General features: G+C 71.6%; 28 protein-coding genes. 4 read left to right on the top strand and 24 right to left on the bottom strand.

Going from position 1 to position 26,767, the window contains the following annotated elements:
- Positions 1-4: 4 nt before the first annotated feature.
- On the bottom strand, positions 5-1,222 hold the full coding sequence (locus tag LB823_RS03255) for a cytochrome P450 (RefSeq protein ID WP_224645334.1): 1,218 nt from the start codon (positions 1,220-1,222) through the stop codon (positions 5-7).
- Positions 1,223-1,372: 150 nt separating this feature from the next.
- Between LB823_RS03255 and LB823_RS03250 the strand changes: the two genes are divergently transcribed.
- Complete coding sequence (locus LB823_RS03250; protein WP_224645333.1) at positions 1,373-2,281, top strand: acetaldehyde dehydrogenase (acetylating); 909 nt, start codon at positions 1,373-1,375, stop codon at positions 2,279-2,281.
- A complete protein-coding gene (gene dmpG, locus LB823_RS03245; RefSeq protein ID WP_224645332.1) occupies positions 2,278-3,327 on the top strand; it encodes a 4-hydroxy-2-oxovalerate aldolase in 1,050 nt (349 codons plus the stop codon). Before LB823_RS03250 ends, dmpG begins: the two co-directional genes overlap by 4 nt.
- A gap of 120 nt (positions 3,328-3,447) precedes the next feature.
- On the opposite strand, the gene LB823_RS03240 is transcribed toward dmpG, so the two are convergent.
- The 16 genes from LB823_RS03240 to LB823_RS03165 all read right to left on the bottom strand — a co-directional run bounded on the left by LB823_RS03240 (position 3,448) and on the right by LB823_RS03165 (position 19,465).
- Complete coding sequence (locus tag LB823_RS03240) at positions 3,448-3,636, bottom strand: ferredoxin (protein WP_013128373.1); 189 nt, start codon at positions 3,634-3,636, stop codon at positions 3,448-3,450.
- Positions 3,637-3,658: 22 nt separating this feature from the next.
- On the bottom strand, positions 3,659-4,444 hold the full coding sequence (locus LB823_RS03235; RefSeq protein ID WP_224645331.1) for a 2-keto-4-pentenoate hydratase: 786 nt from the start codon (positions 4,442-4,444) through the stop codon (positions 3,659-3,661).
- A gap of 44 nt (positions 4,445-4,488) precedes the next feature.
- Positions 4,489-6,579, bottom strand: a complete 2,091-nt coding sequence (locus LB823_RS03230; protein WP_224645330.1) for an acyl-CoA dehydrogenase — start codon at positions 6,577-6,579, stop codon at positions 4,489-4,491.
- Between the two features lie 19 nt (positions 6,580-6,598).
- Positions 6,599-7,675, bottom strand: a complete 1,077-nt coding sequence (locus LB823_RS03225) for an MlaD family protein (RefSeq protein ID WP_224645329.1) — start codon at positions 7,673-7,675, stop codon at positions 6,599-6,601.
- On the bottom strand, positions 7,672-8,697 hold the full coding sequence (locus LB823_RS03220) for an MlaD family protein (RefSeq protein ID WP_224645328.1): 1,026 nt from the start codon (positions 8,695-8,697) through the stop codon (positions 7,672-7,674). The genes LB823_RS03225 and LB823_RS03220 overlap by 4 nt, the downstream gene beginning before the upstream one ends.
- A complete protein-coding gene (locus LB823_RS03215) occupies positions 8,697-9,770 on the bottom strand; it encodes an MlaD family protein (protein ID WP_224645327.1) in 1,074 nt (357 codons plus the stop codon). The genes LB823_RS03220 and LB823_RS03215 overlap by 1 nt, the downstream gene beginning before the upstream one ends.
- Positions 9,771-9,778: 8 nt before the next feature.
- A complete protein-coding gene (locus tag LB823_RS03210) occupies positions 9,779-10,771 on the bottom strand; it encodes an MlaD family protein (protein ID WP_224645392.1) in 993 nt (330 codons plus the stop codon).
- On the bottom strand, positions 10,768-11,772 hold the full coding sequence (locus LB823_RS03205; RefSeq protein WP_224645326.1) for an MlaD family protein: 1,005 nt from the start codon (positions 11,770-11,772) through the stop codon (positions 10,768-10,770). Before LB823_RS03205 ends, LB823_RS03210 begins: the two co-directional genes overlap by 4 nt.
- Before the next feature lies 1 nt (position 11,773).
- Positions 11,774-12,805 carry an MlaD family protein gene (locus LB823_RS03200; protein WP_224645325.1) on the bottom strand — a complete coding sequence of 344 codons (1,032 nt, stop codon included), beginning with the start codon at positions 12,803-12,805 and terminating at the stop codon, positions 11,774-11,776.
- Between the two features lie 10 nt (positions 12,806-12,815).
- Positions 12,816-13,679, bottom strand: coding sequence for an ABC transporter permease (locus LB823_RS03195; RefSeq protein WP_224645324.1), 864 nt, complete (start codon positions 13,677-13,679; stop codon positions 12,816-12,818).
- Positions 13,679-14,497, bottom strand: coding sequence for an ABC transporter permease (locus tag LB823_RS03190; RefSeq protein ID WP_224645323.1), 819 nt, complete (start codon positions 14,495-14,497; stop codon positions 13,679-13,681). Before LB823_RS03190 ends, LB823_RS03195 begins: the two co-directional genes overlap by 1 nt.
- Before the next feature lie 128 nt (positions 14,498-14,625).
- The gene (kstR, locus tag LB823_RS03185; protein WP_224645322.1) at positions 14,626-15,255 is read right to left on the bottom strand and encodes a cholesterol catabolism transcriptional regulator KstR; all 630 of its coding nucleotides are present in this window, start codon (positions 15,253-15,255) and stop codon (positions 14,626-14,628) included.
- 144 nt (positions 15,256-15,399) lie between these two features.
- Positions 15,400-16,401 (bottom strand): dTDP-glucose 4,6-dehydratase, encoded by a 1,002-nt coding sequence (rfbB, locus tag LB823_RS03180; protein ID WP_224645321.1) that lies wholly within the window; start codon positions 16,399-16,401, stop codon positions 15,400-15,402.
- A 9-nt stretch (positions 16,402-16,410) separates the two neighbouring features.
- Positions 16,411-17,250, bottom strand: coding sequence for a PaaX family transcriptional regulator C-terminal domain-containing protein (locus LB823_RS03175; protein ID WP_224645320.1), 840 nt, complete (start codon positions 17,248-17,250; stop codon positions 16,411-16,413).
- A complete protein-coding gene (locus tag LB823_RS03170; protein ID WP_224645319.1) occupies positions 17,235-18,404 on the bottom strand; it encodes a saccharopine dehydrogenase family protein in 1,170 nt (389 codons plus the stop codon). Before LB823_RS03170 ends, LB823_RS03175 begins: the two co-directional genes overlap by 16 nt.
- Positions 18,401-19,465 (bottom strand): S9 family peptidase, encoded by a 1,065-nt coding sequence (locus LB823_RS03165; RefSeq protein WP_224645318.1) that lies wholly within the window; start codon positions 19,463-19,465, stop codon positions 18,401-18,403. The genes LB823_RS03170 and LB823_RS03165 overlap by 4 nt, the downstream gene beginning before the upstream one ends.
- Positions 19,466-19,530: 65 nt before the next feature.
- On the opposite strand from LB823_RS03165, the gene rfbA reads away from it, so the two are divergent.
- Together rfbA and LB823_RS03155 are read left to right on the top strand one after the other, a co-directional pair.
- Positions 19,531-20,400: a glucose-1-phosphate thymidylyltransferase RfbA gene (rfbA, locus tag LB823_RS03160; RefSeq protein ID WP_224645317.1), complete on the top strand. Its 870-nt coding sequence runs from the start codon at positions 19,531-19,533 to the stop codon at positions 20,398-20,400.
- Positions 20,397-20,966, top strand: coding sequence for a dTDP-4-dehydrorhamnose 3,5-epimerase family protein (locus LB823_RS03155; RefSeq protein ID WP_224645316.1), 570 nt, complete (start codon positions 20,397-20,399; stop codon positions 20,964-20,966). Before rfbA ends, LB823_RS03155 begins: the two co-directional genes overlap by 4 nt.
- On the opposite strand, the gene LB823_RS03150 is transcribed toward LB823_RS03155, so the two are convergent.
- The 7 genes from LB823_RS03150 to LB823_RS03120 form a co-directional block, all read right to left on the bottom strand.
- Positions 20,967-21,326 carry a PaaI family thioesterase gene (locus LB823_RS03150; protein WP_224645315.1) on the bottom strand — a complete coding sequence of 120 codons (360 nt, stop codon included), beginning with the start codon at positions 21,324-21,326 and terminating at the stop codon, positions 20,967-20,969. It abuts the gene before it with no gap.
- Positions 21,327-21,617: 291 nt separating this feature from the next.
- On the bottom strand, positions 21,618-22,892 hold the full coding sequence (locus tag LB823_RS03145; RefSeq protein ID WP_224645314.1) for an RNA polymerase sigma factor: 1,275 nt from the start codon (positions 22,890-22,892) through the stop codon (positions 21,618-21,620).
- A gap of 33 nt (positions 22,893-22,925) precedes the next feature.
- The gene (locus LB823_RS03140; RefSeq protein WP_224645313.1) at positions 22,926-23,297 is read right to left on the bottom strand and encodes a YciI family protein; all 372 of its coding nucleotides are present in this window, start codon (positions 23,295-23,297) and stop codon (positions 22,926-22,928) included.
- Positions 23,298-23,435: 138 nt separating this feature from the next.
- Complete coding sequence (locus tag LB823_RS03135) at positions 23,436-24,800, bottom strand: M1 family metallopeptidase (protein WP_224645391.1); 1,365 nt, start codon at positions 24,798-24,800, stop codon at positions 23,436-23,438.
- 37 nt (positions 24,801-24,837) lie between these two features.
- Positions 24,838-25,314 (bottom strand): GNAT family N-acetyltransferase, encoded by a 477-nt coding sequence (locus tag LB823_RS03130; RefSeq protein WP_224645312.1) that lies wholly within the window; start codon positions 25,312-25,314, stop codon positions 24,838-24,840.
- 35 nt (positions 25,315-25,349) lie between these two features.
- Positions 25,350-25,754, bottom strand: a complete 405-nt coding sequence (locus tag LB823_RS03125) for a GntR family transcriptional regulator (RefSeq protein ID WP_224645311.1) — start codon at positions 25,752-25,754, stop codon at positions 25,350-25,352.
- Positions 25,751-26,734 carry a hypothetical protein gene (locus LB823_RS03120; protein WP_224645310.1) on the bottom strand — a complete coding sequence of 328 codons (984 nt, stop codon included), beginning with the start codon at positions 26,732-26,734 and terminating at the stop codon, positions 25,751-25,753. The genes LB823_RS03125 and LB823_RS03120 overlap by 4 nt, the downstream gene beginning before the upstream one ends.
- Positions 26,735-26,767: the final 33 nt, after the last annotated feature.

Here is a 26,767-nt window from a genome sequence, read left to right as displayed (position 1 = left end):
GCGGTCATCCTACGGAGATCGGCACCGTCGTCGGGCGGCGCACGTACGCGCCGGGCGCCCAGCGCACCTCGTCGAGATCGACGGCGAACTCCGGGATGCGGGCGAGGAGTTCCTCGAGGGCGACGCGCGACTGCATGCGTGCGGCCGCGGCGCCCAGGCAGTGGTGCGCCCCCTGCGCGAAGGTGAGGATGTTGCGCGGGTTCCGCGTGACGTCGAGCTCATCGGCGTCCGCGCCGAAGACCCGCTCGTCGCGGTTCGCCGAGCCGTAGAGCAGGAGCACGCGGCGGTCGGCGGGGATCGTGGTCCCGTCGACGTCCACCGGGCGGGTGGTGGTGCGCCCTAGGCCCTGCACCGGCGAGGTGAGCCGGAGGAACTCCTCGACGGCGCCGGGGATCTGCCCCGGATCGCCGGCGAGGAGACGTCGCTGCTCGGGGTGCCGGTGCAGGAGCTGGACGGCGCCGCCGAGCAGACCCGTCGTGGTGTCGTTACCGCCGGCGACCATGGTGAACGTGAACCCGAGGATCGAGACCACGCCCGCCGGGTCACCGTCGGCGCCGACGCCGGCCGCGACCAGGTGCGAGACCACGTCGTCCTCGGGATCGGTGCGCCGCCGCTCGATCAGCGCCGCGAAGTAGGCCATGAGCTCGCCGACCGCGTCGGCCGCGGAGGCGACCACCGAGGAGAGGTCTCCGCCGCCGGAGTTCGCGGCCACGATGCTCTCGGTCCAGCCGTCGAACCGCCCGCGGTCCGCGGCGGGAACGCCCAGATAGTGCGCGACCACCATGGACGGCAGCGGCTTGAACAACTCGTGCACGATGTCGCCGCCGCCCTGCCCGCGCAGGCGCTCGATCCGCTCCACGACGAAGGCGCGGACGTCGGGCTCGATCGCGGCGACCTGCCTCGGCGTGAAGCCGCGGGCGACGAGGCGACGGAACGCGGTGTGCACCGGCGGATCCTGCATCACCATCGGCGGGTTCTCCTGCAGGCCGATCTTCTCGAGCTCGCCGTAGTGCAGCGTCAACCCCTGCGCGGACGAGAAGTCGCCGGGCTCGCGCAGCGCGCGCCACACGTCGGCGTGGCGCGGCACAACGTAGTACTCGAGCTCCTCGCCGTCCAGCGGCTCGGCTCGGTGCACTGCGCCCGTGGCGCGGAGGTCGCGGTACAGGGCGAACGGGTCCGCCCAGGTGTCGGCGGAGCGGGGAGCGAAGGCGACTGCGGGCATGGATGCTCCTGGTGAGACAAACAAGATAGAACGTCTCGAATCTAAGACTTCGAACGCAGTTCGTCAATGGTGCTGAGGTCCGGAGCTGGTGTTCCGCTGAGCGGAACGCGGGCGTGGACGCGGCCACGCCGCGCGGCCGACGATGGCGGCATGACGGAGAAAGTGATTGCGGCGATCGTCGGGCCCGGCAACATCGGCACCGACCTGCTGGCGAAACTGCGACGGAGCGAGCACGTGGACGTGCGCTACATGGTGGGTGTCGACCCGGAATCGGACGGCCTCAAGCGCGCCGCCGAGCTCGGGCTCGAGGCCTCGGCCGAGGGGGTGGACTGGCTGCTCGCGCGGCCGGAGCCGCCGCAGTTGGTCTTCGAAGCGACGTCGGCGAAGGCGCACCGCGCCAACGCCCCCCGGTACGCGGAGGCGGGCATCGTCGCCGTCGATCTGACGCCCGCGGCCGTCGGCCCGCTCGCCTGTCCGGTGGTGAACCTGGAGTCCCAGCTGGACGCGCCCAACGTCAACATGATCACCTGCGGCGGACAGGCGACGATCCCGATCGTGCACGCGGTCAGCCGCGTGACGCCCGTGAGCTACGCGGAGATCGTCGCGTCGGTGTCCTCGCGCTCGGCCGGACCCGGCACGCGCGCCAACATCGACGAGTTCACGGAGACCACCGCCCGCGCGATCGAAGAGGTCGGCGGCGCCGCCAAGGGCAAGGCGATCATCATCATCAACCCGGTCGAGCCGCCGATGATCATGCGCGACACCGTGTTCTGCGCCATCGACCCCGACGCCGATCGCGACGCGATCACCGCCTCGATCGAGAAGATGGTGGCCGACGTGCAGGCGTACGTCCCGGGCTACACGCTCAAGGCCCCACCGCAGTACGACGAGCCCCGGCCCGGCTGGGAGGGCAAGGCGCGCGTCGCGGTCTTCCTGGAGGTCGCGGGCAACGGCGACTACCTGCCCACGTACGCGGGCAACCTCGACATCATGACCGCCGCCGCCGCGCGCGCCGGCGAGCTGCTCGCGCAGCGCATCCTGGCAGGAGTGAACGCATGACCGGCATCAACGGCGACCTCTGGAGCGACCCGAACCGGGACGTGCGCATCGTCGACACGTCGCTGCGCGACGGCAGCCACGCGATGGCCCACCAGTTCACCGAGCAGAACGTGCGCGACACCGTGCGCGCCCTCGACGACGCGGGCGTCTCGCTCATCGAGGTGACCCACGGCGACGGCCTCGGCGGCAGCACCTTCAATTACGGCTTCTCGCTGGTCGACGAGCGCAAGCTCATCGCCGCCGCGGTCGACGAGGCGCAGCAGGCGAAGATCGCCGTGCTCATGCTCCCCGGCCTGGGCACCGTCGAGGACATCCGCGTCGCGGCGGATCTCGGCGCCGGCGCGCTGCGCATCGCGACCCACTGCACCGAGGCGGACGTCTCGATCCAGCACTTCGGTGCCGCACGGGAACTCGGTCTCGAGACGGTCGGCTTCCTCATGCTCTCGCACATGTCCACGCCCGAGGCGCTGGCGAAGCAGGCGCGGATCATGGCCGACGCGGGCTGCCAGTGCGTCTACGTCGTCGACTCGGCCGGCGCACTGATCCTGGAGGACGCCGGCGATCGCGTCGCCGCGCTCGTGGCGGAGCTCGGCGAGGACGCGCAGGTGGGCTACCACGGCCACCAGAACCTGAGCTTCGGCGTCGCCAACTCGGTGCTCGCCTACCGCGCCGGTGCGAAGCAGATCGACGGTTCCCTGCTCGCCCTCGGTGCGGGCGCGGGCAATTCGCCGACCGAGGTCCTTTCGGCCGCCTTCGAGAAGCTCGGCGTGCGGACCGGCACCGACAAGGACGCGCTCATGGCCGCCGCGGAGGAGGTGGTGAAGCCGTACATCACGCGCCTGCCGGTGATGGACCGCAGCTCGATCGTCCAGGGCGCCGCGGGCGTGTACTCCAGCTTCCTGCTGCACGCGGAGCGGGCCGCGGAGCGCTACGGCGTGCCCGCGTACGAGATCCTCTACGAGTGCGGCCGCCGCGGCTACGTGGGCGGCCAGGAGGACATGATCATCGCCATCGCCGTGGAGATGTCCGCGGCCCAGAAGGTCTGACGGGCGGCCCGACGGTGCCCGCGCGGCACCGTCGGGCCACTACCCTTGACTTAACAGCGTTAGCCCATACCGAACCCGCAGGTGACGGTATGGGCTAACGCTGTTAAGTCGGGGGTGGGGTCAGTTCTCGATGCGGATGGCCTGGGTGGGGCACTGGGAGGCCGCGTATTCGATGTCCTCGCGGTCGGCGTCGGTGAGGCCCTCGTCGGTGGCCTCGGCGAAGCCCTCGTCGTTGACCTCGAAGACGTCGGGGCGGATGCCCTCGCAGACACCGAAACCGGTGCAGGCGTCGCCGATGATGATCTTCATGGTGTTCTCCGTTCGGGGTCGGTCAGGGGGCGAGGACGGCCGTCACGGAGCCCAGGGGGCCCATGTCGGCGACGACGATGTCTCCGGCGCGCACCGGTTCGGCGCGCGTCATGGAGCCGGGCAGCACGACGTGGCCGGGCTCGAGCGTGGTGCCGAGCGGGCCGACGGTGTTCGCGAGCCAGACCAGCGCGTTGATCGGCGAGCCGAGGACGGCGCCGCCGGCGCCCGTGCCCACCTGTTCGCCGCTGATCCGGAAGGTGCACCCGACGGTGCGCAGGTCGACGTCGGCGAGGCGGGTGGGCCGGCTGCCGAGGATGACCCCGCCCGACGAGGCGTTGTCGGCGACCGTGTCGACGATCGAGATGTTCCAGTCCTTGATCCGCGAGTCGACGACCTCGAGGGCGGGGACCACGAAGTCGACGGCGCGGATCGCGTCCGCCACGGTGACGCCGGGGCCGCGGAGCTCGCGGCCGAGGACGAAGGCGATCTCCGGTTCGATCCGCGGCTGCATCCACGACGAGGTGTCGATCGGCATCTGCTCCAGGTGGAACATCGATGCGGTGAGGTGCCCGAAATCGGGCTCGTAGACGTTCATCTGCCGCTGCATCGCGAGCGAGGCGAGCCCGACCTTGTGGCCCTTCACGGCGTCGCCCGAGGCCTCCCAGCGGCGCACCTGCTCCTGCTGGATCCGGTAGGCGTCGGTGATCGTGGCGTCGGGAAACATGCCGATGATCGGGTCGATCGGCGCGCATGCGGCGTACGCGCCGAGCAGCGCGTCGGCGGCGGCGGAGACAGCGGAATCGTCCATGCTCGAATACTAGAACAGGTTTCAGTCCTGCGGTAGGGAACGACTCAGGAGCGGGGGAGCCCGAGGAGTTGCTCCGCCGCGACGTTCCGGAGGATCTGCGACGTCCCGCCCGCGATGGACAGGCACCGGGTCAGGAGGAACTCGTACCGCGCGTCGGCCGGGTCCTCGGGGCCGGCGATGGCACCGTCGGGCCCGAGGCGCCGCAGGCAGGCCTCCGCGACCGCCTGCCGGTGCTGCACGCCGACCAGCTTGCGCACGCTGGACGCCGCGCCCGGGTCCTGGCCACCGACGCTCGCGATGACGGCGCGCAGGTCGAGGAGGGTGCAGGACGCCGCCTCGGCGACGAGGCCGCCGAGCGCCGCCAGGTCGGGCTCCGGGCCGGGGTCGGCGAGGAGGGACTCGAGGCGCGCGCCGAGGCCGGAGCCGCTCATCGCGACCCGTTCGTTGGCGAGGGTGGTGCGGGCCAGCCGCCAGCCGCCGTTCACCGCGCCCACGACGCAGTCGTCGGGCACGAAGACGTCCTCGAGGAAGACCTCGTTGAACCGCACGTCGCCGGTGATCTCGCGGAGCGGGCGGACGTCGATCCCGTCGGAGAGCATGTCGACGAGGAAGTAGGTGATGCCCTTGTGCTTCGGGGCGTCCGGATCGGTGCGCGCCAGGCAGATGGCCCAGTCGGCCTCGTGCGCGAGCGAGGTCCACACCTTCTGGCCGGTGAGCGACCACCCGCCCTCGACGCGCGTCGCCTTCGTGCGCAGCGAGGCGAGGTCGGAACCGGCCTCGGGCTCGCTGAACAGCTGGCACCAGCGGATCTCGCCGAGCAGGGTGGGCCACACGAACCGTTCGGCCTGCTCAGGCGTGCCGTGCTCAAGGATCGTGGGGGCGGCCCACGCGCCGATCACCAGCGCCGGCCGCTCGACCCCCGCCGCCTCCAGGGCGCTGTCGAGCACCAGCTGCTCCGCGGGGCCCGCGCCCCGCCCGTACGGCGGATCCCAGTGCGGCACCAGGAGACCGGAGTCCGCGAGTGCGCGGCGCTGCTCGTCGGCGGTCATGGCGGCGATCTGCTCGCCCTCCGCCGCGGCGGCGCTGTGGTCGCCCTCCACCTCGTAGTCCAGCCCGCGCCGCACGCCGGCGAGCGCGAGTTCCGCGGCGCGCGTGCGCCATCGGGAGGTGTCGCCGAGCAGCAGTCGCAGCGCCGTGGCGCGGCGCAGGTACAGGTGCGCGTCGTGCTCGAAGGTGAAGCCGATGCCGCCGAGCACCTGGATCGCGTCCTTCGCGTTCTCCACCGCCGCGTCGAGGGCGCCCGCGGCGGCGACGGCGGCCGCCAGGTGGTGCTCGGGACCGGCCCCGACGGACCGGGCCGCGTCCCAGGCCAGCGCCGCGGACTGCTCGGAGCGGCACAGCATGTCGGCGACGATCTGTTTGATCGCCTGGAAGGAGCCGATCGGCTTGCCGAACTGCACGCGCACCTTCGAGTACTCGGCGGCGGTGCGCAGGGTCCACGCGGCGACGCCGGCGGCCTCGGCCGCGGCGAAGGTCGCGAGCGCGGCGCGGGCGTCGTCGCCGGCCAGCCCGGGGATCTCGGTGGTCGCGTCGAAGTCGGGGGCCTCCAGGTGGATCCGGGCGAGCGGCCGCGAGGTGTCCAGGCCGGGCAGTGGCTCGACCGTCACGCCGGGGTGCCCCGGCGGGAGTAGATGCCAGGCGCCCGACGGGGACTCGACGAGCAGGTGCGACTGCGGGGTGGCGTCCGCGGTGAGGGAGCCGTCACCGTCGACGACGAGCGCGGCCCGCGCCTCGCCGGCGGCGAGATCCGCGCGCACCGCGGCGAGCCGGTCCGTCCCGCCCAGGTACCGCTCCAGGAGGACGCCCACGGCGACGGTGCCGGCCACGGGGCCGGGGGCGAGGACCGCGGTCGCGGCCTCGACGGCGGCCGCGGCGTCGTCCGGGCTGCCGCCGAATCCGCCGAGATCCTCGCTCAGCGTGATGCCGAAGACGCCGATCTCCGCCAGTCCGCGCCAGGCCTTCTCGACCGCGCCGGCGTCGCCGGAACGGACCGCGTCGACGGGGTGCGCGCGCTCGGCCCAGTCGCGGATCGACTCGGCGAGGGCGGTCTGGACATCGGTGATCGCGAGGGCCACGGTTCTCCTTCGGCCCGCGTCAGCGGGGCTGCGCGGGGGTGCTGGACGGTGCGGTGCTGCTGGACGGAGCCGCGGGCTTCGAGCTCGACGGAGCGCCGGAGGGCTTGGCGGACGGCTTCGCCGACGACGGGCCCGCGGGGCGGGTGTCGGACGGCGCCAGGCGCAGGGTGACGGCCCCGGAGCGGCCGCGGACCGACGCGAGCGCGGTGTCGAGCAACTGGCCGCCGTTGATGGTGGACAGCGGGTCGGCGATCGCCCGGACCGACGGGAGCATCAGCTCGGACAGGTACTGCACGCTCGGCGCGGCACCGTCCTCGAAGCCCTGGATCACCTTGAACAGCTCCAGCATGCCGTCCTTGATCACGTTCGGGTAGTCGCCCTTGCTGATGTACGAGACGGAGTAGGGCGCCATCTCGCCGTAGCCCTTGCCGAAGGTGCGCAGCGGCTGGTCGAGGCTGAGCAGCAGCGCGCCGACGTCGCCGGCGCGCGGCGTGATCGAGTTGAAGGACTGCAGCAGGTCGCTGATGTCGGGCAGCTGGCGCAGGATCGACGTCGCGGTGAGGACCGCTCCGGCGTCGATGGTCGGCACCGTCCGCTCCCCGTCCGGCAGCGCGTCGTCGGCGCGGGCGAGGAGGCGCTGCACCGTCGCGGGATCGAGCTGCTTCATCAGGCGGGACAGGGAACTCGACAGCGCGCCGACGGTGGAGTCGGCGGTGTCGACGACGCCCTCGAGGCGCGCGCCGTCGGGGACGGCGGCGCCGTCGCCCTGGGCGATGGTCAGGTAGGTCTCGCCGAGGCCCGAGAGGTTCTGCACGCGGACCTTGGCGCCCTGGGTGATCCGGGTGTCCTTGGCGTAGCCGACCTCGACCTCGACCCGGTCGGCGTCGACGGTGAGCCCGCGCACCTTGCCGACCTCGACGCCGCGGTCGAGGACGCGCGAGCCCTCCTGCAGGCCGTTGGCATCGGTGAGGCGGATGTACGCGACCCGCTCGTCCGACGGCGAGAACCATTGCACGCCCTGGTTGCCCAGGAGCAGCATGGAGACCACGACCAGCGCGATGAGGCCGAGGGTGGAGGCGAGTCCGGAGCGGGTCATCGTGCCTGTCCGATCAGTCGCAGCACCTTGAGTGCGCCGGGGGAGACGTCCTGCCCGGCGGTGTTGGTCACCGAGTCGACCTTCACCACCGGCTTCTTCAGGAAGGGGGCGAGGTTCTTGTTCACCAGGATCGAGCCGCCGTGGATGGCGGAGCCCAGCGAGACCATATCGGCGGTGAGCAGCTCGAAGAGGTCGGAGGACGAGTTCATCAATGGGATCAGCCAGGAGCCCTGCTGCAGCATGCCTCCGACGGCTGGCAGCAGCACGCCGATGTTCGACATGAGCTTGCCCTGGTTCGACCAGTACTTGAGGTGGTACGGCGAGAGCGTGTCCTTGAAGTTCTTCTCCTGCTTGGCGATCCGGTCGGCCATCTCGGTCGCGGAGTCGAGCAGGCGGTTGACCTCCGCGGTACCGGCCCCGATGCCGGTGATGTCGCGGTTCAGCTGCGCGGAGAGCAGGTCGAACTGCGGACGGTCCTTGGGCAGCGCGGTGTTCAGGCGCGTGATCGTCTTGCTGACGTCCTGCACCGAGCCGCTGCCGAAGTAGTCGGCGAGGATGGTGAGCGTGCTCTCCACCGACCGGGGCGGGCTCGTCTGGCTCAGCGGCAGCACCGAACCGGCGCGCAGCGGTGCCGCGGTGCCGGTGGACTTCTCGGGCGTCTCCAGCCGGACGTAGGCCTCGCCGAGGAGGGTGTCCTGCAGGACGGAGGCGTGGATGTCCGAGGGCAGCGAGACGGTCTTGTCGACGCGGACGGTCACCGTCGCCGCGTCCTCGCCGAGGTCCACGGCCTTCACCCGGCCGACGGTCAGGCCGCCGAGCGAGATGCGTGCGCCGATGGGCAGGTTCAGCACGTCGGCGAACTGGAGCTGCACGTCGTACTGGTCGCCGTCGCCGAGCGGGTTGCGCATGTCCATGTTGGCGGGGCTCACACCGCAGCCGGCGAGGACGACGGCCGCGCCGATCACGATCGCGGTGGATACGCGGCGGGGGAGCCAGCGCACGGCGCTGCGGGTGCGGGTCATCAGCGGCCTCCCTGGAAGGGCAGTTGCGCGAGGTCGACGGTGGCGGTCTGGGCCTTGCCCGCGACCACGGTGCAGGCGCCCGGCGCCTGCGCGTTGATCTGCGCGCACAGGGCGTTCGGATCGCGGGTGGCGACGGTGGTGACGGGCACGCCCGCGACGGCGGTGGGTGCCTCGTCGCCCCGGGGGAGGTACGGCGCAATCTGCGAGCCGAACACCGGCAGCATGCGCGCGAGCGCCTCGTTGGACCGCACGCCGGTCGCGGCCAGCTTGACCGCGTCCGCCGCCATCGTGCCGCCGGGCCGCAGGATGTGGCCGTAGCGGCGCATCATGTCGTCGCCGACGAGGAAGAACACGGGCAGCGTCTGGAAGATCTCGGACACCGCCGGGAAGGTGATCTTGCCGTACTGGTCGAGGACGTTCCCCACGTGCTGCAGGGTGAGCAGCAGCTCGCCCCACTGCTGATCCATGCTCTGCATCAGCGGACGGACGTTGCTCACCACGGTGGTCACGTCGCCGAGGAAGCCGGCCGGATCACTGAGCACGGTGGAGAGGTTCGTCAGCGAGCGCGCGGCCTGCGGCGGCACCGACGGGCCGACCTCGGTGTCGAGGCGCGTGAGGAGCCTGCCGAGGTCGGCGGAGGCGCCGCCCTCGGTGACGGAGTCGACCAGGCGGGTCGCGGCGGAGGTGGTCTCGGAGATCGATTTCGGCGTCGCCGAGTTCTCGCGGGTGATACAGGTGCCCGGGTTGAGCGTCGCCCCCGACGAGTAGTTGCCGACGAGCTCCAGCGAGCGGTCCGCGAGGATCGACGTCGAGCGGGTCACGGCCTTCACCGTGGCGGGCAGCGTGCGGCCGGAGACGTCGAAGGTGACCTTCACCCCGTCGCCGGAGGGCTCCACCTTCCGGACGGCGCCGATCTTGACGCCCATCTGGGTCACGTCGTTGTCGGGGTACAGGCCGATGCCGTCGGCGAGGTACGCGCACTGGGTGCTGGCGGCAGCCGCGGCCGTGCCGATCCCGGCGGGCACCAGCGGCGCCAGCAGGGCTGCGGCGGCGGCGAGCAGGGAGATCCTCATCGGGCGCATCAGCAGCTCACCGTCGCCGTCGGGAAGCAGAGGCGGCTGGCGAGCACGGTATCGGCGGGCATGGGCTTGCCCTGCTTCTCCAGGCTCTTCTGCATGGTGTCGATCGCCTTCTGGAGTTCGCCGATCATGGCCGGGATGGTGACATTGGTCGTCTGCAGCGCCGTCTCCATCTTCGCGAAGGCGTCGCCGAGGGTGTCGCGGTACTTCCAGTACAGATCGAGGAAGGGCTTGATCTTCCCGAACATCCCGGCGAGGCCCTGGTAGGCGATGCCGAAGTTGGTGGCGGTCTGGTCGAGCGTGACGATCGCCAGCGACGCCTTGTGGATCATGTTCATGATCGTCTCGCGCTGCTCGGCGAAGCCGGTCGCGTACTGGGTGCTGACGTTGATGATGCGGCCGATCTGGTCGCGCTGCTCCGTGAGCTGGCCGAGGAGCGAGTTCACGCCCTCCACGATGTTGTCCACCGAGCCTGGGTTGGAGTCGAGTCCGGTGCTCAGCGCCTTGATGGACGTGGCGAGCTGGGTGCGGTCGACGGGCTCGAGCTTCTCCGGGGTGTCCTGCAGCAGATCGCCGATGCTGTACGGCAGGCTCACCCGGTTCCGCGGGATCGGCTTGTCGCCCAGGGCGGCCCGTCCGGCCGAGGACACCGCCACGTAGAAGCCGCCCGCGACGGTCAGCATGCGGACCGCGACGGAGGTCTGGTCGCCGACGAAGACCGAGTCGTCGATGCGGGTGGTCACCTGCACGTCGTCCTTGCGGAGCTCGACCGAGGAGACGGAGCCGATCCGCACGCCCGACGCGCGCACCTCCACGCCCGGCTTGATGAGCGCGGCGTCCTGCGTGACGAAGGTCAGTTCCTTCTGGCCCGGCGGGCGCAGATAGACGAAGGCCAGCACGGCCGTGATGAGCAGCGCCACCGCGACGGCGATCGCGCCGAGCTTGGTGCTGCGGTTGATGAGTCCGCGCCAGGGCGGGCGTCCGGTGAAGATCATTTCAGGCACACCGTCACATTCGTTCCGCCGGTCAGCACGGTCACCTTGTTCGGCAGCGGCGCCGACCCCTTCGAGCAGGGCGCGGGCGGCGCGCCGAGCAGCGCCGCGACGCCGGTGAACAGGCCGGGCAGCTTGCCCATCGCCTGCACCGCGGCGCCCGGGTCCTGGAAGGCGGTGCGCATGAGCTTCTCCACGTCGAGGTCCTTGGACAGGCCGAGCGCGGTGAGCACCCGGTTGGTCGCGGCGCCGAAGCCCGGACCGTAGGTGGCGGTGCGGCGGAACTCGTCGAGGTTCTCGAGCACCTTCGTCAACAGCAGGTCGAAGTTGAGGATGAACTCCACGACCTGCGGCGAGTAGTCGTTGATCATGTTGGCGACGCGCGTGACGTTGTCGATGAGCGTCTTGATGACGGTCTGCCGGTCGGCGAGATTCGCCGTGATCCGGTCGATCGATCCGAAGGTCTGCGCGGCGGTCGTGTCGTCGCCCTGCAACAGCCCCAATAGGTTCCGCGTCAGCTCGTTGACGTCCTCGGGGCTCAGGGTGCGGAGCACCGGCGCGAGCCCGTTGAACAGCGTGGTGATGTCGAACGACGGGGTGGTGCGCGACATCGGGATCGACGCGGTGGGCGCGCCGCCCGCGGAGCTGCCGGGCTGGACCTCGATGAACCGCTCACCGGTGAGGTTGCGGTACTTCACCGCGAGCCGCGTGGTCGACGTGACGGGGTGATCGTCCTGCGCGGAGAAGCCGATGACCGCCTCGTTGCCGTTCCCGTCCGCGGTGCCGCGGACCTCGACCGCCGTGACCTTCCCGATGAGCACGCCGCGCAGCCGCACGTCGCTGCCCACCCGCAGGCCGGAGGCGTCGGAGAGGTGCGCCTCGTAGTCGCGGGTCTCGCCGCCGGCCGGGTTGCGCAGCGCGGCGAAGATGCCCGCCGCGATGACGAGCGTGATGATCAGGGCGATCGCGAGGGTGATGGTGGCCCGAGTGTTCTTGGCGCGCATGTCATCGCCCCCCTTCGAGGACCGAGGCGGCGCCCGGGAGTCGATCGGCGACGACGTTCATGCGCAGTGCGGTGCCCTCCGGGACGGTGATGAAGGCGCTGTTGACGCCGGTGATCAGCGGGACGATCTGGCGCGGGACGCTCACGGTGCGCATCACCTTGGTGGTGCTGTCCATGATGACTCGCAGCATGACGGTGCCCGGCGTGAACTCGGTCTCGTGCGAGCCGAACATGTCGGCCAGCGGCGTGAAGAAGCCGGTGCCGAGCAGCGTGGTCGTCTTGTCGATCTTGTCGTAGTTGTTGACCGTGTAGTCGAGCGTGCCCGCGACCTCGCCGCCCCGCATCTGCGGCACGAACCAGCCCTCGAACGCCCCCTCGACCAGGCCCGGCGCACCGTCGAGCGTGGTGCGGACGGTGCGCAGCGTTGTCCCGATCGGCACCTTCACCGATCGTGCGTTCTGCTGCTCGACGGAGAACGCCACCTGGAGCAGCGGCGTGATCGCCTGGGTGTACTGGGTGGCCTTCCGGGTCACCTCGATCAGCTTGGGCGTCATGACGCCCGACACCGACACCGCACTGCGCGTGAGCAGGTCGGAGATCGTGTCGTTGCTGGAGCGTGGGCGCAGCGTGCTGCCCGAGCGGAGGTCGGCGCCGCCCTGGCCGGGCACCAGCGCCATCTCGGTGACGCCGAAGTAGTTGCCGGGCTGGTACCGCACGGACAGCGCGTCGGTGAGGCCGCGGAGGCTCCCGCGGTCCAGGCGGACGGCCACACGGGCCTGGCCCGCGCGCGGGATGACCACGGACTCGACCTCGCCGACGGGCACGCCGCGCAGCGTGACCCGGGTGCCGGTCTTGACTCCGGGCCCGACGTCGGCGGATTCGACGGTGAGCGCGAGCCGCGGGTCGGACGCGGGGATCCGGGAGGCGACGACCCCGGCGACGGCCGCGATCAGGATCACGGCGAGCGTCGCGACGCCGACGGTGAAGAAGACGCGTTGTTGGCGACCGGGTGTGCCGCCGAGCAGTTCGTACATCGGTCTCCCCCTAACCCTTGAAGATGATCGTGGGGGTGATGCCCCAGAACATGATGGTCAGGATGAAGTCGAGCGTGAGCACCGTGACCAGGCTGGCGCGCACGGCGCGGCCGCTGGCGAGGCCGACGCCCTCCGGTCCGCCCTTGGCGAAGAACCCGTAGTAGCAGTGGATGATCGTGACGGCGGCGCAGAAGACTACGGCCTTGAGCGTCGACAACGCGATGTCGCCCGGGCTGAGGAACTGCTCGAAGTAGTGGTTGTACGTGCCCAGCGCCTGGCCGTGGAAGACGACCACGATCAGCTTGCAGGTGAGGAAGGCGAGCAGCAGCGTGAGCATGTACGCCGGGATCACCACGACGATGCCGGCGATCAGGCGGGTGCTGACCACGTAGGGGATCGAGCGGATGCCGAGGGCCTCGACGGCGTCGATCTCCTCCGCGATCCGCATCGATCCGATCTGCGCGGTCATGCGGCAGCCCGCCTGCGCGGCGAAGCCGATGCCGGCGGAGATGGGGATCATCTCGCGGATGTTCGCGAGGCCGCCGATGACGCCGGTGAGCGGGCCGAAGCCGATGAGGTTGAGGCCTGCGTAGGCCTCGATGGCGACGGCGGCGCCGCTCGCCGCGCCCAGGATGACCATCATGACGACGACGCCACCGTCGACCACGACGGACCCGCGGCCCCACGCCAGCTGCTTGAGCACCCGCGAGGTCTCGCCGCGGTACTTCATCAGCGCCACGGGCACGAGGTAGATCGACTGGGCGACGAAGACGACGGCCTCGCCGATCCGCGCGACCAGGCTCGCGGGCTTCGAGTCCAGGGCGGGGGTCTTCTTCTTGGCAGGCGCCGGCGCCGGGGGATTCGTGGTGGTCATCAGGCCACCTGACTCGGGAAGAACATCGTCTGCAGCTGGGTGAGGCCGAGGAAGGACAGGAAGATCAGGGTGATCGACAGGACCACCGAGGAGTTCACGCCGTCGGCGACGCCGCGGGGGCCGCCCGAGGCCTCGAGGCCGCGCAGGCCGGCGACGAGGCCGACGATCATCGCGCCGGTCTCCGCCTTGAGCACCGCGAAGGCCAGGTCCGATGGGGCCGAGAAGGCGCCGAAGGAGGACCAGAAGCCGCCGGAACTGAGTCCGAACTGCCACACCGAGACGGTGAGGGCCACGATCATGGCCACCGCCACGATCGCGACGAGCAGCATCGGCGCGATGATCATGAGGGCGAGCATGCGGGGCGCGATGAGGCGGGCGATCGGATCGACGCCCATGACCTGCATGGCCTGCAGCTCCTCGCGGACCGTCCGGGATCCGAGGTCGGCGGCGATGGCCGAGGCGCAGACGCCGCCGAGCAGCACGCCCGTGGCCAGGGGTGCGCCCTGCCGGATGATGCCGATGCCCGACGCGGCGCCGACCAGCGAGTTCGCGCCGACCGTGTCGACGAGTGCGCCGACCTGGACGGAGACGACCGCGCCGAACGGGATCGCCACCAGGATGGCCGGCAGCGTGGTGACCCGCAGCAGCGTCACCGACTGGGTGATCATCTCGCCGACCGCGAAGTTCCGCTTCAGGATCCCGCGAACGGTCCACGAGATGATCTCGCCGGCGAGCACCACCGAGCGTCCGATCGTGGACAGGCTCTTGGTGAAGATCGCGGCCAACCGGTACAACCGGTACAGCGCCGCGGCCCTCACGCCGGGCCTCCGAATACCACCATCGGGTGTCCTCTCCTCATTTTCGAGAGGAGCGTATCAACTGTCGGGGCAAAACTAGTACGTGTTTCAGTTTTTCCCTGGACTACCCGATGTGACCTGCGTTGTTGTCAGTCCTTGATGAGGAGATCGACGGCCACGGAGAGGCGCTTCTGCACCTCGGTGGCCGACGCGCGGTGGGTGACCCAGGCAACCAGGTTCGCCATCCACACATCGGCGATCAGGTGGAACGTATCGCGCTGGCGCTCGTCGGGGTCCTCCACGCCGAGGGCGTGCGCGAACATGCCCTCGAGCAGGCGGCCGACCCGCTCGACCTCGGCCGCGGCCGTGGCGTCGGCGAACATGAAGGCCCGCACCATCGCCTCGGTGAGCAGGGGGGCCCGCTGCAGCGCCTCGGTGTTGCGGTCGAGCACGAACATCAGGCGCTCCGCCGCGGTGTCGCCCGGGATCTGCGCCTTCCCGATCCGCTCGCCCGCGCGCTCGAACTGGCTGACCAGGCCGGCGACCAGCAGGTGCACCTTCGACGGGAAGTACCGGTACAGGGTGCCCAGCGCCACGTCGGCCTTCTTCGCCACCGCGCGCATCTGCACCGCGTCGTAGCCGCCCTTGCGGGCGAGCGCCAGCGTGGCGTCGATGATGCGCTTGCGCCGCTCGCGCTGCCCCGCTGTATCGAGGTCCTCCCGCGACGGGGCGGGAGCGGGCGCAGTAGCGGTGGCGGCGGGGGTGCCTTCGGGCGGCATGGGTGGTCACCTCGGAATCTCTTCGGCCGCCGGCAGGTGTCCGGACGGTCGGTCGCATGTGATGTCGCGACAATTGAAACAGGTTTTCGTGCCGGACCAGTGCGTTCTACGCCGGTTCGGTCGAAGATCACACGATCGGTGGCGTCAGGAGGTGGCTTCGCGCCGCGCGTAGGCCGCCTCGACCCCCGCCTTGCCGGGCTCCCACCACGCCCGGTTCTCCCGGTACCAATCGACGGTGGCGCGCAGGCCCGCGTCGAGGTCGGCGTGCGCCGGCGCCCAGCCCAACTCGCGGCGGAGCTTGCTCGAGTCGATGGCGTAGCGCAGGTCGTGCCCGGGCCGGTCGGGGACGGTGTCGAAGTCGTCGGCCGGGCGGCCCATGACGGCGAGCAGGGTGCGGAGCACCTCGCGGTTGGACCGCTCGCCGTCGGCGCCGATCAGGTAGGTCTCGCCGATCGCGCCCCGCTCCAGGATCGCCCACACCGCGTCGTTGTGATCGTCGACGTGGATCCAATCGCGCACGTTGGCGCCCGCGCCGTAGAGCTTCGGCCGCTCGCCCGCGAGGATGTTCGTGATCTGCCGCGGGATGAACTTCTCGACGTGCTGGTACGGGCCGTAGTTGTTGGAGCAGTTGGAGATCGTCGCGCGCACGCCGAAGCTGCGGACCCACGCCCGCACCAGGTGATCCGACGACGCCTTGGACGCCGAGTAGGGGCTCGACGGCCGGTACGGGGTGTCCTCGGTGAACCGCTCGGGCGTGTCCAGCGGCAGGTCGCCGAAGACCTCGTCGGTCGAGATGTGGTGCAGCCGGACGTCGTGCCGGCGGACCGCGTCGAGGAGCACAGCCGTGCCGCGGATGTTGGTGTCCAGGAAGGGCCACGGGTCGCTGAGCGAGTTGTCGTTGTGCGTGTCGGCGGCGAAGTTCACCACCGCGTCGGCGCCGGCGACCACCTCGTCGACGACGGAGGGGTCCGCGATCGAGCCCTTGACGAAGTCGATCCGCTCGCGCAGGTCGTCGAGCGAGGACTCGTTCGCGGCGTAGGTCAACGCGTCGAGCACGGTGATCCGCACGTCCGGACGGGTCCGGGCGGTGCGCCGGACGAAGTTCGCGCCGATGAAGCCGGCGCCGCCGGTGACCACGATGTGCATGGGATCAGGTTAGTGGGGTTGCAAGGGCGCGTCGAACCAGCGGAGGAGTCGCAGGGACGAATCGGCCTCCGCGGCCGCGAGCGCCGCCCACGCGCGCGCGGCGCTGTCGCGGGCCCGCGCCCCGATCCAGTTCGGCGGCAGCAGCTCCGGCGGCAGCAGGGGATCGGGCTCGTGCGCGCGGGTGAATTCGGCGACGAGGCCGACCGTCAGCGCGAGCCGCTCGGCGTGCGTCGCGTCGCGGGTCCGGTCGAGGGCCTCGGTCGCCCGGTCCGCGAGCCGACGGTGTCCGTCGGCCAGCTCGTCGAGGGGCCACAGGCGGGCCGCGGCGGCGGCGCCGCGCGCGCCACCCACGTCGAGGTCGGTGCTGCTCAGGGTGGTGAGATAGGTCGCGGCGCCGGCTTCGCGGGCGGTCTCCCGCAGCGCTTCCTCCCAGGCGTGGGCGGAGGCGTACAGCCCGCCCTGCACGGGCGCGCCGCCGAGGGCGACGATGGCGTCGCGGAGCGCGCCGCGTGCCTCCCGTTCCGCCTCGGGCACGGCGAAGCCGGCCAGGTGCCAGACGCCGTCCCACGGCGCCTCCCCGCGGTCCTGCGCGTACATCAGCCGGACGTGCTCGCGGTCGGGCTCGATGCCGGCCCGGGTGGCGTCGGTCGCGGTGAGGACGGCACCGCGGCCCCGCCCGGCGACGGTGAACCGGCCCTCCGCCACGAGCCGCTTGATCGCGAGGCGCACCTGTTGGTCGCCCATCCCGAGCGCGTCGGCGACCGCGTACAGCTCGCCCGCGTCGATCGTCGCGTCCTCGCGGAGCATCGCCTCGATGAGCGCGCGCGTCGAGATCAGTCCGTCAGCCATCCGGCCTCCTCCTCGACGATCACGCGCGTGCCCGGAAACGCTACCGCGAGGTCGGCGAACAGCCGCGGACCGTCGAGCACGGCGTCGGGCGGGTGCACCCCGGGGCGGCGCACGCCGGGCAGCTGCGCCGTCGCCAGCGCCGCCGGGACCCCGGTGACGGCGGCCATGTCGTGCAGCAGCGCACCGTCGGTCTCGAGGCGCGCGCAGACCCGGACGGGCCGCCCGTCGACGGTGCCGTCCGCGGCGGCGAAGAAGGCCGGCAGGTCGCCCGGTCCGGGCCGGGTGAACGCCCCGGGGAGCGAGCGGAGCACGCGCGATCGGGACGGTGGTTCCAGCATGTCCGCGGCATCGTCGGGCGTGAGCCGCCCGGCGTCGATGTCGCGGCGGAGCACGTCGAGGTAGGCGGCCGTGGCGGGCCGGAGCAGCATGAGGCAGGCGGACTCGCCCGACGGTGCCGCCGTCCGGTGCAGCGTGACGGGCTCGGGATGCCCGACGGTCCAGCCGGTGCCGCGCCGCCCGCCGGGGAGCCGCAGGGCGACGGGCCGCAGCGGGGCCCGGCGGACGACGGCGCCGCCGGAGAGTTCGGCGACCTCGCCGCTGCACTGGTGCATCCAGTGCACGCCCGCGGCGCCGGCCATGGACTCGGCCGGGGCGTCGCCGGGGGAGGACCGTCCGACTGCGTCCACGGGCCAGGCGGTGTAGAGGTCGCGCACCCGGTCCAGGCGGCCGGCGGCGGCGCCGGCGAGCAGGGTGCTCAGGCCCGGGCTGGCGCCTGCGCCGACCACGGCGCAGACTCCGGCCGCGCGGGCGGCACCGTCGAGCTCGAGCAACTGCAGCGTGGGCTCCCAGTCGTCGCAGATGTCGACGTAGTCCGTCCCGGTCTCGATCGCGGCGCGCAGGACGCCGGCGCCGAACCGGTAGAAGGGCCCGACGGTGGTGAGCACGGTGTCGACGCCCGCGAGTGCGCCGCGCAGGGCCGGCCCGTCGGTGACGTCGATCCGCCGGGCCGTTGCGCGGGGGAGCCCCGCCGCCACCCGCGCGGCGACGTCCCCGTCGAGGTCGCCCACTACGAGCGCCTCCACGCCGGGCAGGCCGGCCAGGGTCCGGGCGGCGCGGGCCCCCATCGCGCCCGCGCCCAGGACGGCGACCCTCATCGCGCGGCCGGCTGCCGGGACGCGAAGTCGGTGAGCGCGTCGAGATAGCCGGGCGCGTAGATGTCGCGCGGCGCCAGGACCGCCCGGGCGATGACCCGGGGGTCGTCCGGGCGGTACTCGATGTCGTCGCGGGTCAGGCTGTGCGTGGCACCCGGGAACGTGTGCTCGGTGAGCAGGCCGGGGCGCATCCGCGCGGCGTAGACGCGTGCGGTCTCGGTGGTGTCCACGTTGCGGTCAGCGCTGCCGAGGAGCAGCAGGGTGGGCACGGCGATGCGTCCCAGGTCGGGCGTGACGTCGGCGCGGAAGTTGCGCAGGACGAAGCCGTAGCGCTCTTCGGTCATCGGCTTCTCGTCCACCTTCGCCGCGAGGTACTCCTGGTAGGTGGCGCCGCGCTCGAGCAGCGCGATGTTCGCGGTGCGGCGGGCGAAGGCGCGCTGCTTCTCCTCGTCGGAGGCGTCGCGCAGGTCCGACCGGAGGTTGTACTCGCCCTGGCGGAGCCAGTTGATCGCCGCGCCGACGAGGACGAGGAAGCGCAGGTCCGGGCGGCGCGCCGCCAGGGGCGGCAGCACCCAGCCGCCCTGGCTGACGCCCCATGCGCCCATCCGGCCGGTGTCGATCTCGGGCCGGGTGCGGGCCCAGTCGAGGGCCGCGGCGACCTCGGCGCCGCGGTCGGCGAGCGACTGGTCGAGCCAGTTGCCCGGCGCGCCGCCGACGCCGGCCTTGTTCCACGACAGGGTGGCGTAGCCGGCGCGGGCGAAGGCCTCCCAGATCGGGCGGTAGGCGTCGTCCCGGGAGGCGTTCGCCGGACCGTCGCCGTGCATGAAGACGACGAGGCCGTGGCGGCCCGGACTCCCCTTCGGGGTGGTGAGCACGCCGTCGAGACGGCCGCCGGTGTGCGCGTCGGGAACGGTTCCACCCGCCGCGACCGCGTCGGTGACGGGGATGCTCACCGCGTGCTCGTCGACGGCGAAGGTGTTCGCCACCGCGATCCGGATGCCCAGGGGCACCACGAGGGCGGCGACGAGTGTGACGGCCGCGAGGGCCCAGGTCTTCTTGCTCATAAAACTATCGTAGCAACAACGACCGTTATTGAGAAGATAGTTATGTGATCCGATAGAGTCGCAGCATGCGAGGGATCATCCTGGCCGGCGGCACGGGCAGCAGGCTCCACCCGATCACCGTCGGCGTCAGCAAGCAGCTGCTCCCCGTCTACGACAAGCCGATGATCTACTACCCGCTCTCGACCCTGATGCTCGCGGGCATCCGCGAGGTGCTGGTCGTGACCACGCCGGGCGACGCCGACCAGTTCCGGCGGCTCCTCGGCGACGGCTCGCAGTTCGGGATCCGGATCGAGTACGTGGTGCAGCCGCGCCCCGAGGGGCTGGCACAGGCCTTCGTCCTCGGCGCCGACTTCATCGGGGACCAGACGGTCTCGCTGATCCTCGGCGACAACATCTTCTACGGCCCGGGGCTCGGCACCCAGCTGCGCCGGTTCGACGGGATCGACGGCGGCGCGGTCTTCGCGTACCGGGTCGCCGATCCCCGCGCCTACGGCGTCATCGAGTTCGACGGTGCCGGGCGCGCCGTGGGCTTCGAGGAGAAGCCGGAGCATCCCCGGTCCCCGTACGCGGTGCCCGGCCTGTACTTCTACGACCCGTCGGTGGTCGAGGTCGCGCGGAACCTGAAGCCCTCGCCGCGTGGCGAACTCGAGATCACCGACGTCAACCGGCACTATCTGGACGACGGTCGGCTGGCGGTCGAGGTGCTGCCGCGCGGCACCGCCTGGCTCGACACCGGGACCTTCGACGCCCTCGCCGACGCCACCGGCTACGTGCGCGCCGTGGAACAGCGGCAGGGCACCAAGATCGGCGCCCCCGAGGAGGTGGCGTGGCGCAGCGGCTTCATCGACGACGCGCAGCTGCGCGACCATGCGGATCGCCTCGTCAAGTCGGGCTACGGCACCTACCTGCACGGACTGCTCGAGGAGGGCCGATGAACGTCGCGCCGCTGCCCATCGCCGGCGCCTTCGTCCTGGACCCGATCGTCCGGCCGGACGCGCGCGGTGAGTTCTTCGAGCTGTTCAAGGCGTCCGCGTTCCGTGAGGCCACGGGGCACGAGCTCGTCGTGGCGCAGACGAACGTCTCGGTGAACCGGGTGGGCGCGGTGCGCGGCATCCACTACGCGGATGTCCCTCCGGGGCAGGCGAAGCTGGTGGCGTGCCTGCACGGCGCGATCCTCGACGTGATCGTGGACCTGCGGGTCGGCTCGCCCACCTTCGGCGCGGTCGAGACGGTGCGCCTCGACGCCGAGGGGCACCGCACGGTGTACCTCGCGGAGGGGCTGGGGCACGGATTCTGCGCCCTGACGGACGGCGCGGTGGTCGCGTATCACGTCTCGTCCGAGTACAACCCGTCCGCCGAGCACGGCGTCGACCCGCTCGACCGGGAGCTCGCGATCGCCTGGCCCGACGACGTCCCGCCGATCCTCTCCGAGAAGGACACCGCGGCACCGTCGTTGGCGGAGGCGCTCGCCGCGGGCGCACTGCCGCGCTGGCGGGGCTGATCAGGCGTTGTGCGGCAGGAGCGCGACCATGAGCGCTTCGCAGTCGGCCAGCGCCGTCCCGTCGGTCTCGGTGAGCCGGGCGGTCACGTGGATCTTGCGCCCCTCGACGCGGTCGATCCAGCCGTCGAGCACGAGGTCGGTGTCGAGCGGTGTCACCTTGCGGTAGTCGACCTTGAGATAGGCGGTGCGCGCGATGGGATGCCCGCCGCTGTAGACGATCCAGCCGAGGTGCTCGTCGAATAGCTGGGCGATCATGCCGCCGTGCGCGGCGGAATGCCCGCCGAGGTGGGCCCGCCGGAAGCGCACGATCGATCGGATCCCGTCGCCGTCGAAACGCTCCATCCGCCAGGGGGTCTGCATCGGGTTCCCGCGGCCCGGCAGCTCCGGCACCCGGCTCGCGGGGCCCGCCGCTTCGGTGGCCTCGCGGTGGGGCGCGAGCGTCGCGCTCGCCCGCCGGATATGCTCCGCGGCCAGCGCGTAGGCGGCGTCGTCGGCGTCGGAGGCGACCGCGAGTCCATCAGGTCGCGCATCGCCTCGACGAAGGCGCCGTACGACGGCGGCGGGGTGACCGGCGTGAACTTGGGGAATTCGGCGCGCCGGTCGACGATGCCTTCGGTGTCGCTCATGCGACCACGCTACAACAAAATATATCTACGTGGACTGGTCGAACGATCGGTTCTCGTGGGCGCGACGGTCGAGGAGGGCGCGCTCGCCGGCGTTGCGGGTGCGGCGCGCGGCCTCGTCGAAGTGCGCCGCCGCCTCCGCGTGCCGTCCGGCGCGCTCCAGCAGGTCGCCCCGGACGCTCGGCACGAGCGGCGCGTCGCCGAGGGCGGCCGGATCGACGGCGTCGAGCACCGTCAGGCCCGACTCGGCGCCGAACGCCCGGCCGTGCGCCACAGCCCGATTGACCTCCACCACCGGTCCCGGGGCGGCCTGCGCGAGCGCGTCGTACAGGCGGGCGATCCGCGTCCAGTCCGTGTCGGCGGGCGTCGCTGCGCGGGCGTGCTGCGCGGCGATCGCGGCCTGCACGTAGTAGCGGCCCACCGGGATCCCGCGGGCGGCGAGTTCCTCGGCCCGGCGCAGGGCGGTCAGGCCCCGTCGGATCAGGAGCCGGTCCCAGCGCTCCCGGTCCTGGTCGTCCAGGAGGACCGGGGCACCGTCGGCGTCGGTGCGGGCGTCGATGCGGGAGCCCTGCAGCTCGACGAGCGCCTGCAGGCCGTGCGCCTCGGGCTCGTCGGGCGCGAGTTCGGCGAGCATGCGGGCCAGCCGGATGCCCTCGCGGGCGAGGTCGGGGCGCATCCAGTCGTCGCCCGCGGCGGCGGAGTAGCCCTCGGTGAAGATCAGGTAGATCACGGCCATGACGTCGTCGAGGCGGCGGGTGCGCTCCTCGCCGACGGGTAGTTCGAACTCCGCGCGGGCGGTGGTGAGCGTCTTCTTCGCGCGGGAGATGCGCTGCCCCATGGTCTTTTCCGGTACCAGGAAGCCGCGCGCGATCTCGCCGGTGGTGAGCCCGCCGACGACCCGAAGGGTCAGCGCCGCCCGCGATTCGGGGGTGAGCGCCGGGTGGCAGGACAGGAAGATCAGGCGCAGTGCGTCGTCCTCGATGAAGTCGACCTGCGCGTCGAGGTCGGGCATACCGTCGTCCTCCCGCAGGCCGCGACCGATCTCCTCGGTCTTGCGGCGCAGGTTCTCGGCACGGCGGATCGAGTCGACGCCGCGGCGCTTCGCGGTGGTCATGAGCCACGCGGCGGGGTTCTTGGGGACACCCGTCTCGGGCCACTGCTCCAGCGCGGCGACCAACGCGTCCTGCGCGAGGTCCTCCGCGAGCTGGATGCTGCGGGTCATGCGGGTGAGCGCGCCGACGAGGCGCGTGGATTCGGCCCGCCAGGTGGCGGTGATCGCTTCGGCGGTGGTCCCGGCTGGCACTCGACCAGCGTAGGCGGGACCACCGCCGGCGCGTCAGTCCTCCGCGGCCGCGGGCGGCTCGTCGGCGACCTGGCGGAGCGTGGCGACCATGGAGATCTCGGGCCAGTGCTCGGCGTGCAGATCCGCGAACGCCTTCTGGCCCTCGATGGCCTCCTCGAGGGTGTCGAACTGCATCAGTGCCCAGCCGCCGACGACCTCCTTGGCCTCGGCGTACGGCCCGTCGAATCGGGTGACCTCGCCCTGGCGGACGACGAAGTTCACCGCGTCCTCGGTGCCGAAGAGTCCGCCTCCGTCGAGGAACTGGCCCTTGGCCGTCTGCTCGGCGATGAGCACGTCCATCGCGTCGAAGAGCGCCTGCGGCGGGGCACCGAAGTCGCCGCCCTCTTCCATTCGTACAAGTCCCATGAAACGAGGCATATCGATCAGTCCTTCTTCTGTGGTGGTGAGCGTGTCTCGTACAGGCGTCGAACGGGACGACCCCGTTTCGACATCGGCCCCACAGAAAAGTTTCCGCCGCCTCGCGGCCGGGCGGGCGGGATCGGGTCAGAGCGCGGTGAGCACGGGGAGCGGCGGCAGCGCCGTCTCGTACAACCAGGTGCGCCACAGGTCGCGCAGCGGCTCCGGGCTGTGCTTCGCGACCAGCGAGACGAAGTCCTCGGTCGTGACCGACTGGTGCGCGTACTCGGAGGTCCACTCGTGGAGGACCGAGAAGAACGCCGGGTCGCCGAGCGCGACCCGCAGCGCGTGCACCGTCAGCGCGCCGCGCTTGTAGACGCGGTCGTCGAACATCAGGTCCGGGCCCGGGTCGCCGACGACGATGTCGGTCCGCGAGCCCGCGAGCTTCGCGTAGTAGCGCGCCGCCATCTGCTGGGTGGTCGCCTCGCCGCACTCCTGCGCCCACAGCCACTCGGAGTAGCAGGCGAAGCCCTCGTGCAGCCAGATGTCCTTCCAGCGCGTCAGCGTCAGCGAGTTGCCGAACCACTGGTGCGCCAGCTCGTGCGCGACGAGCCGCTCGGCGTGCCGCGTCCCGTCGCAGTGGTTGGCCCCGAAGATCGAGACGGTCTGGGCCTCGACGGGGATCTCCAGCGTGTCGTCGGTGACGACCACGGTGTACTCGGGGAACGGGTACGGGCCGAACCAGCGGGTGAAGGCGCGCATGATGCGCTCCTGGTTCCCGAAGCTGCGTTGGAAGTCCGACGTGAGGCGCGTGGGGACGGCGGCCCGGATCGGCACCGGCTTCTCCGCGACCTTGAGCAGGTCGTAGCTGCCGATCTGGATCGTGGCGAGGTACGAGGCCATCGGCGCCGCCTGCTCGTAGACCCAGGTGGTGTGCGCCGCCGAGACCTTGCGGGAGACGAGCTTGCCGTTGGAGACAACGCGGTACGGCGAGTCGGTCGTGATGGCGATGCGGTACGAGGCCTTGGAGGCCGGGTGGTCGTCGCAGGGGAACCACGACGGTGCGCCGCTCGGCTGCGAGGCGACGATGACGCCCTCGGACAGCTCCTCCCAGCCGACCTCGCCCCACGTCGAGCGGATCGGCTTCGGCGTGCCCGCGTACCGGATGGAGATCGTCATCGCGGCGCCGGCGGGGACCTCGTTCGCGAACGTGAGCTCCAGCTTGCCGCCGCGCTGCGCGTACCGCTGCGGACGACGGCCGTTGATCGAGATCTTGGAGGCGGTCAGCGCGTCGGAGAGGTCGATCGACAACCGCTTGAGCGGCTCGTTCGTCGTCGCGGTGATCTCCGCCTTGCCCTCGAGGCGATTGCTCTCGACCTTGTACGTCAGCTCGAGATCGTACCGCGAGACCCGATAGCCGGGATTGCCGTGGCCGGGGATGTACGGATCCACCGCGCGCGCGTGCTGCGGATTCGGTGCTGCGACGAGCTTCGGCCTGGCCGACTTGCGCACCACGGATCCACTTCCTTCTCGCTCGGGGGTCGGGAGATCACCTTACCGGTTTGCGCAGCGTCACCGTCGCGACGCCGCCGTGCGGCGCGGGTTCGGGATCGGAGACGACGTAGCCCGCTCGCTCGTACGTCCGGATGTTGCGCGCGCTCCCCGCGCCGGTGAACATGATGAACTCCTCGGTGCCCTGCGGGGCGAGGGACTCCATGAGGGCGATGAGCTCGGTGCCGAGGCCGCGGCCCGCCAGGTCCGGCGCCACCATGATGCGCCCGATGTGCCAGCGGTGGTTCGGCTCCGCCCGGCCGCGGACCGCGCCGATGAGCCGGCCGTCGAGCCGCATCACGAAGGTGGCCCACTGGGAGGTCCACTGCAGGATGTCGTCGTGGGTCTCGGTCAGCGGCGGGATCTCGAGACTGTCGTTCGCGATCGCCTCCTGCACCCAGCAGCAGCGCTGCAGGACGAGCAGTTCCGCCACGTCGCTCGGCTGGAACGGGGTGATCTCGAGCCCGTCGCTCACGGGGGGACCTTTCGTCGGGGGTGTCGGTGCCAACCCTAGTGGGCGGCGCTGTCGTTCCCGGCCCGGAACGCGGCGATGACGGCGTCGAGGGCGGCCTGCGGCGGGGCGTCGATCCGGCGGGCAGCGTCCGCGTAGCGCGCCGCGGCCGCACGGAGGGCCTCGGCGTCGTAGGCGGGCGCCTCGTCGGGCGAGGGCAGCGCGATCACGCGGGTGCCGCCGCCCCGGCGGCTCTCGATGAGGCCGGTCGCCTCGAGTTCCCGGTACGCGTGCGCTGCGGTGCCGACCGCGATGCCCAGGTCCCGCGCCAGCTGGCGCAGCGGCGGTAGCTTCGCCCCGACCGGCAGCGCGCCCGCGGCGATGTGCCCGGTGATCTGCCGCCGGATCTGCTCGAACGCGGGGGTGGGGTCGGACTCGTCGACGCCGATGCGGGGTGCCGTCACAGTGCGGTGGCCTCATCGCCGGAGTCGCTCTGCGGGGCGGCGACCGGGGCCGCGGCCGTGGCGAGGGCGCGCGGCACCGGCGGACGGGCGAAGATCACCAGCGCGACGACGATGCCGAGCATCAGCAGGGCGCTGATGCCGTCGGTCACGTACGGGACGGTCGTCGAGTTCAACCACGCGGGCCATCCGTCGACCGCCTCGCCGCCGGCGCGCACGTGATCTACATAGGCCATCGCTGCGTTGCGGGGGATCTCGAGGGCGTCGATGATCACGAAGACCGCCGGGATGTAGAGCAGGCTCAGGGCACGGACCGAGGTGCCGCTGCGTCCCCAGCTGTCGCTACCGGTGAGCGGGTCGATGTCCGGTCGACGGGCGGCGGCGAGGATCACCGAGAGGGCGAGGGCGGCCGCGACGAGGAACGTGCCGTAGGAGATCCAGATGTCCGACGGATCCACCGAGTACTCCTGCGTGGGAGGGTTGCTCGCGCTGCCCAGGGCGCGATCGGCGCCGAGCGGGGAGAACAGGATCAACGGCGCGAGCGCGGCGGTCGCGAAGGCGGAGCCGAACGCGACGAGGAGCCAGCGGGGGAACAGCTCGCGGACGCCGCGCGGCGCGAGCGTCGCGACGCGGGGGCCCGATGGGCGGGTCGTCTTCTCTGTGAGCAGCATCGCCAACAGCGGGAACAGGAAGATGCCGGGCCACCAGAGCAGACCGAGGACCACGCTCACGGGCCGGTAGGTAGGGTAGGGGTTGGTCGGATCGAGTGCCTGGGCGATGATCCCGTAGATCGTCGCCACGACAACGGCCACAACGGGAACGAGGAATGCGACCTTCAGCCGGGAGCGCATCGTCGCCCGGTAGGCGCGGTAGCTCGCCGACTCCGGCGCGGAGTCGTCCGGTGTCAGGGTGCGTGTGATGACGTAGGTGATGGTCACGATCGTCGCGATGACCGTGAGGCCGATGAACGGAAGAATCAGCATCCGAACTCCTTGTGTCAGTGGACTGGCACAAGA

The organism is Tsukamurella sp. M9C (assembly GCF_020169415.1).
In the GTDB taxonomy this organism is placed as follows: Bacteria; Actinomycetota; Actinomycetes; order Mycobacteriales; family Mycobacteriaceae; genus Tsukamurella.
Note: the sequence above shows the minus strand (reverse complement) of the source record. Positions and strands in the feature narration are given on the sequence as shown.

Bases quoted from the DNA above. Each gene is read 5' to 3' on its own strand.
- dmpG (WP_224645332.1), top strand. From the start codon at position 2,278: ATGACCGGCATCAACGGCGACCTCTGGAGCGACCCGAACCGGGACGTG.
- LB823_RS03165 (WP_224645318.1), bottom strand. From the start codon at position 19,465: ATGAGCAAGAAGACCTGGGCCCTCGCGGCCGTCACACTCGTCGCCGCC.
- LB823_RS03235 (WP_224645331.1), bottom strand. From the start codon at position 4,444: ATGGACGATTCCGCTGTCTCCGCCGCCGCCGACGCGCTGCTCGGCGCG.
- LB823_RS03215 (WP_224645327.1), bottom strand. From the start codon at position 9,770: ATGAGGATCTCCCTGCTCGCCGCCGCCGCAGCCCTGCTGGCGCCGCTG.
- LB823_RS03255 (WP_224645334.1), bottom strand. From the start codon at position 1,222: ATGCCCGCAGTCGCCTTCGCTCCCCGCTCCGCCGACACCTGGGCGGAC.
- LB823_RS03200 (WP_224645325.1), bottom strand. From the start codon at position 12,805: ATGTACGAACTGCTCGGCGGCACACCCGGTCGCCAACAACGCGTCTTC.
- LB823_RS03220 (WP_224645328.1), bottom strand. From the start codon at position 8,697: ATGACCCGCACCCGCAGCGCCGTGCGCTGGCTCCCCCGCCGCGTATCC.
- LB823_RS03170 (WP_224645319.1), bottom strand. From the start codon at position 18,404: ATGAGGGTCGCCGTCCTGGGCGCGGGCGCGATGGGGGCCCGCGCCGCC.
- LB823_RS03210 (WP_224645392.1), bottom strand. From the start codon at position 10,771: ATGATCTTCACCGGACGCCCGCCCTGGCGCGGACTCATCAACCGCAGC.
- LB823_RS03155 (WP_224645316.1), top strand. From the start codon at position 20,397: ATGAACGTCGCGCCGCTGCCCATCGCCGGCGCCTTCGTCCTGGACCCG.
- LB823_RS03150 (WP_224645315.1), bottom strand. From the start codon at position 21,326: ATGCAGACCCCCTGGCGGATGGAGCGTTTCGACGGCGACGGGATCCGA.
- LB823_RS03250 (WP_224645333.1), top strand. From the start codon at position 1,373: ATGACGGAGAAAGTGATTGCGGCGATCGTCGGGCCCGGCAACATCGGC.
- rfbB (WP_224645321.1), bottom strand. From the start codon at position 16,401: ATGCACATCGTGGTCACCGGCGGCGCCGGCTTCATCGGCGCGAACTTC.
- LB823_RS03225 (WP_224645329.1), bottom strand. From the start codon at position 7,675: ATGACCCGCTCCGGACTCGCCTCCACCCTCGGCCTCATCGCGCTGGTC.
- LB823_RS03120 (WP_224645310.1), bottom strand. From the start codon at position 26,734: ATGCTGATTCTTCCGTTCATCGGCCTCACGGTCATCGCGACGATCGTG.
- LB823_RS03175 (WP_224645320.1), bottom strand. From the start codon at position 17,250: ATGGCTGACGGACTGATCTCGACGCGCGCGCTCATCGAGGCGATGCTC.
- LB823_RS03240 (WP_013128373.1), bottom strand. From the start codon at position 3,636: ATGAAGATCATCATCGGCGACGCCTGCACCGGTTTCGGTGTCTGCGAG.
- rfbA (WP_224645317.1), top strand. From the start codon at position 19,531: ATGCGAGGGATCATCCTGGCCGGCGGCACGGGCAGCAGGCTCCACCCG.
- kstR (WP_224645322.1), bottom strand. From the start codon at position 15,255: ATGCCGCCCGAAGGCACCCCCGCCGCCACCGCTACTGCGCCCGCTCCC.
- LB823_RS03205 (WP_224645326.1), bottom strand. From the start codon at position 11,772: ATGCGCGCCAAGAACACTCGGGCCACCATCACCCTCGCGATCGCCCTG.
- LB823_RS03140 (WP_224645313.1), bottom strand. From the start codon at position 23,297: ATGGGACTTGTACGAATGGAAGAGGGCGGCGACTTCGGTGCCCCGCCG.
- LB823_RS03195 (WP_224645324.1), bottom strand. From the start codon at position 13,679: ATGACCACCACGAATCCCCCGGCGCCGGCGCCTGCCAAGAAGAAGACC.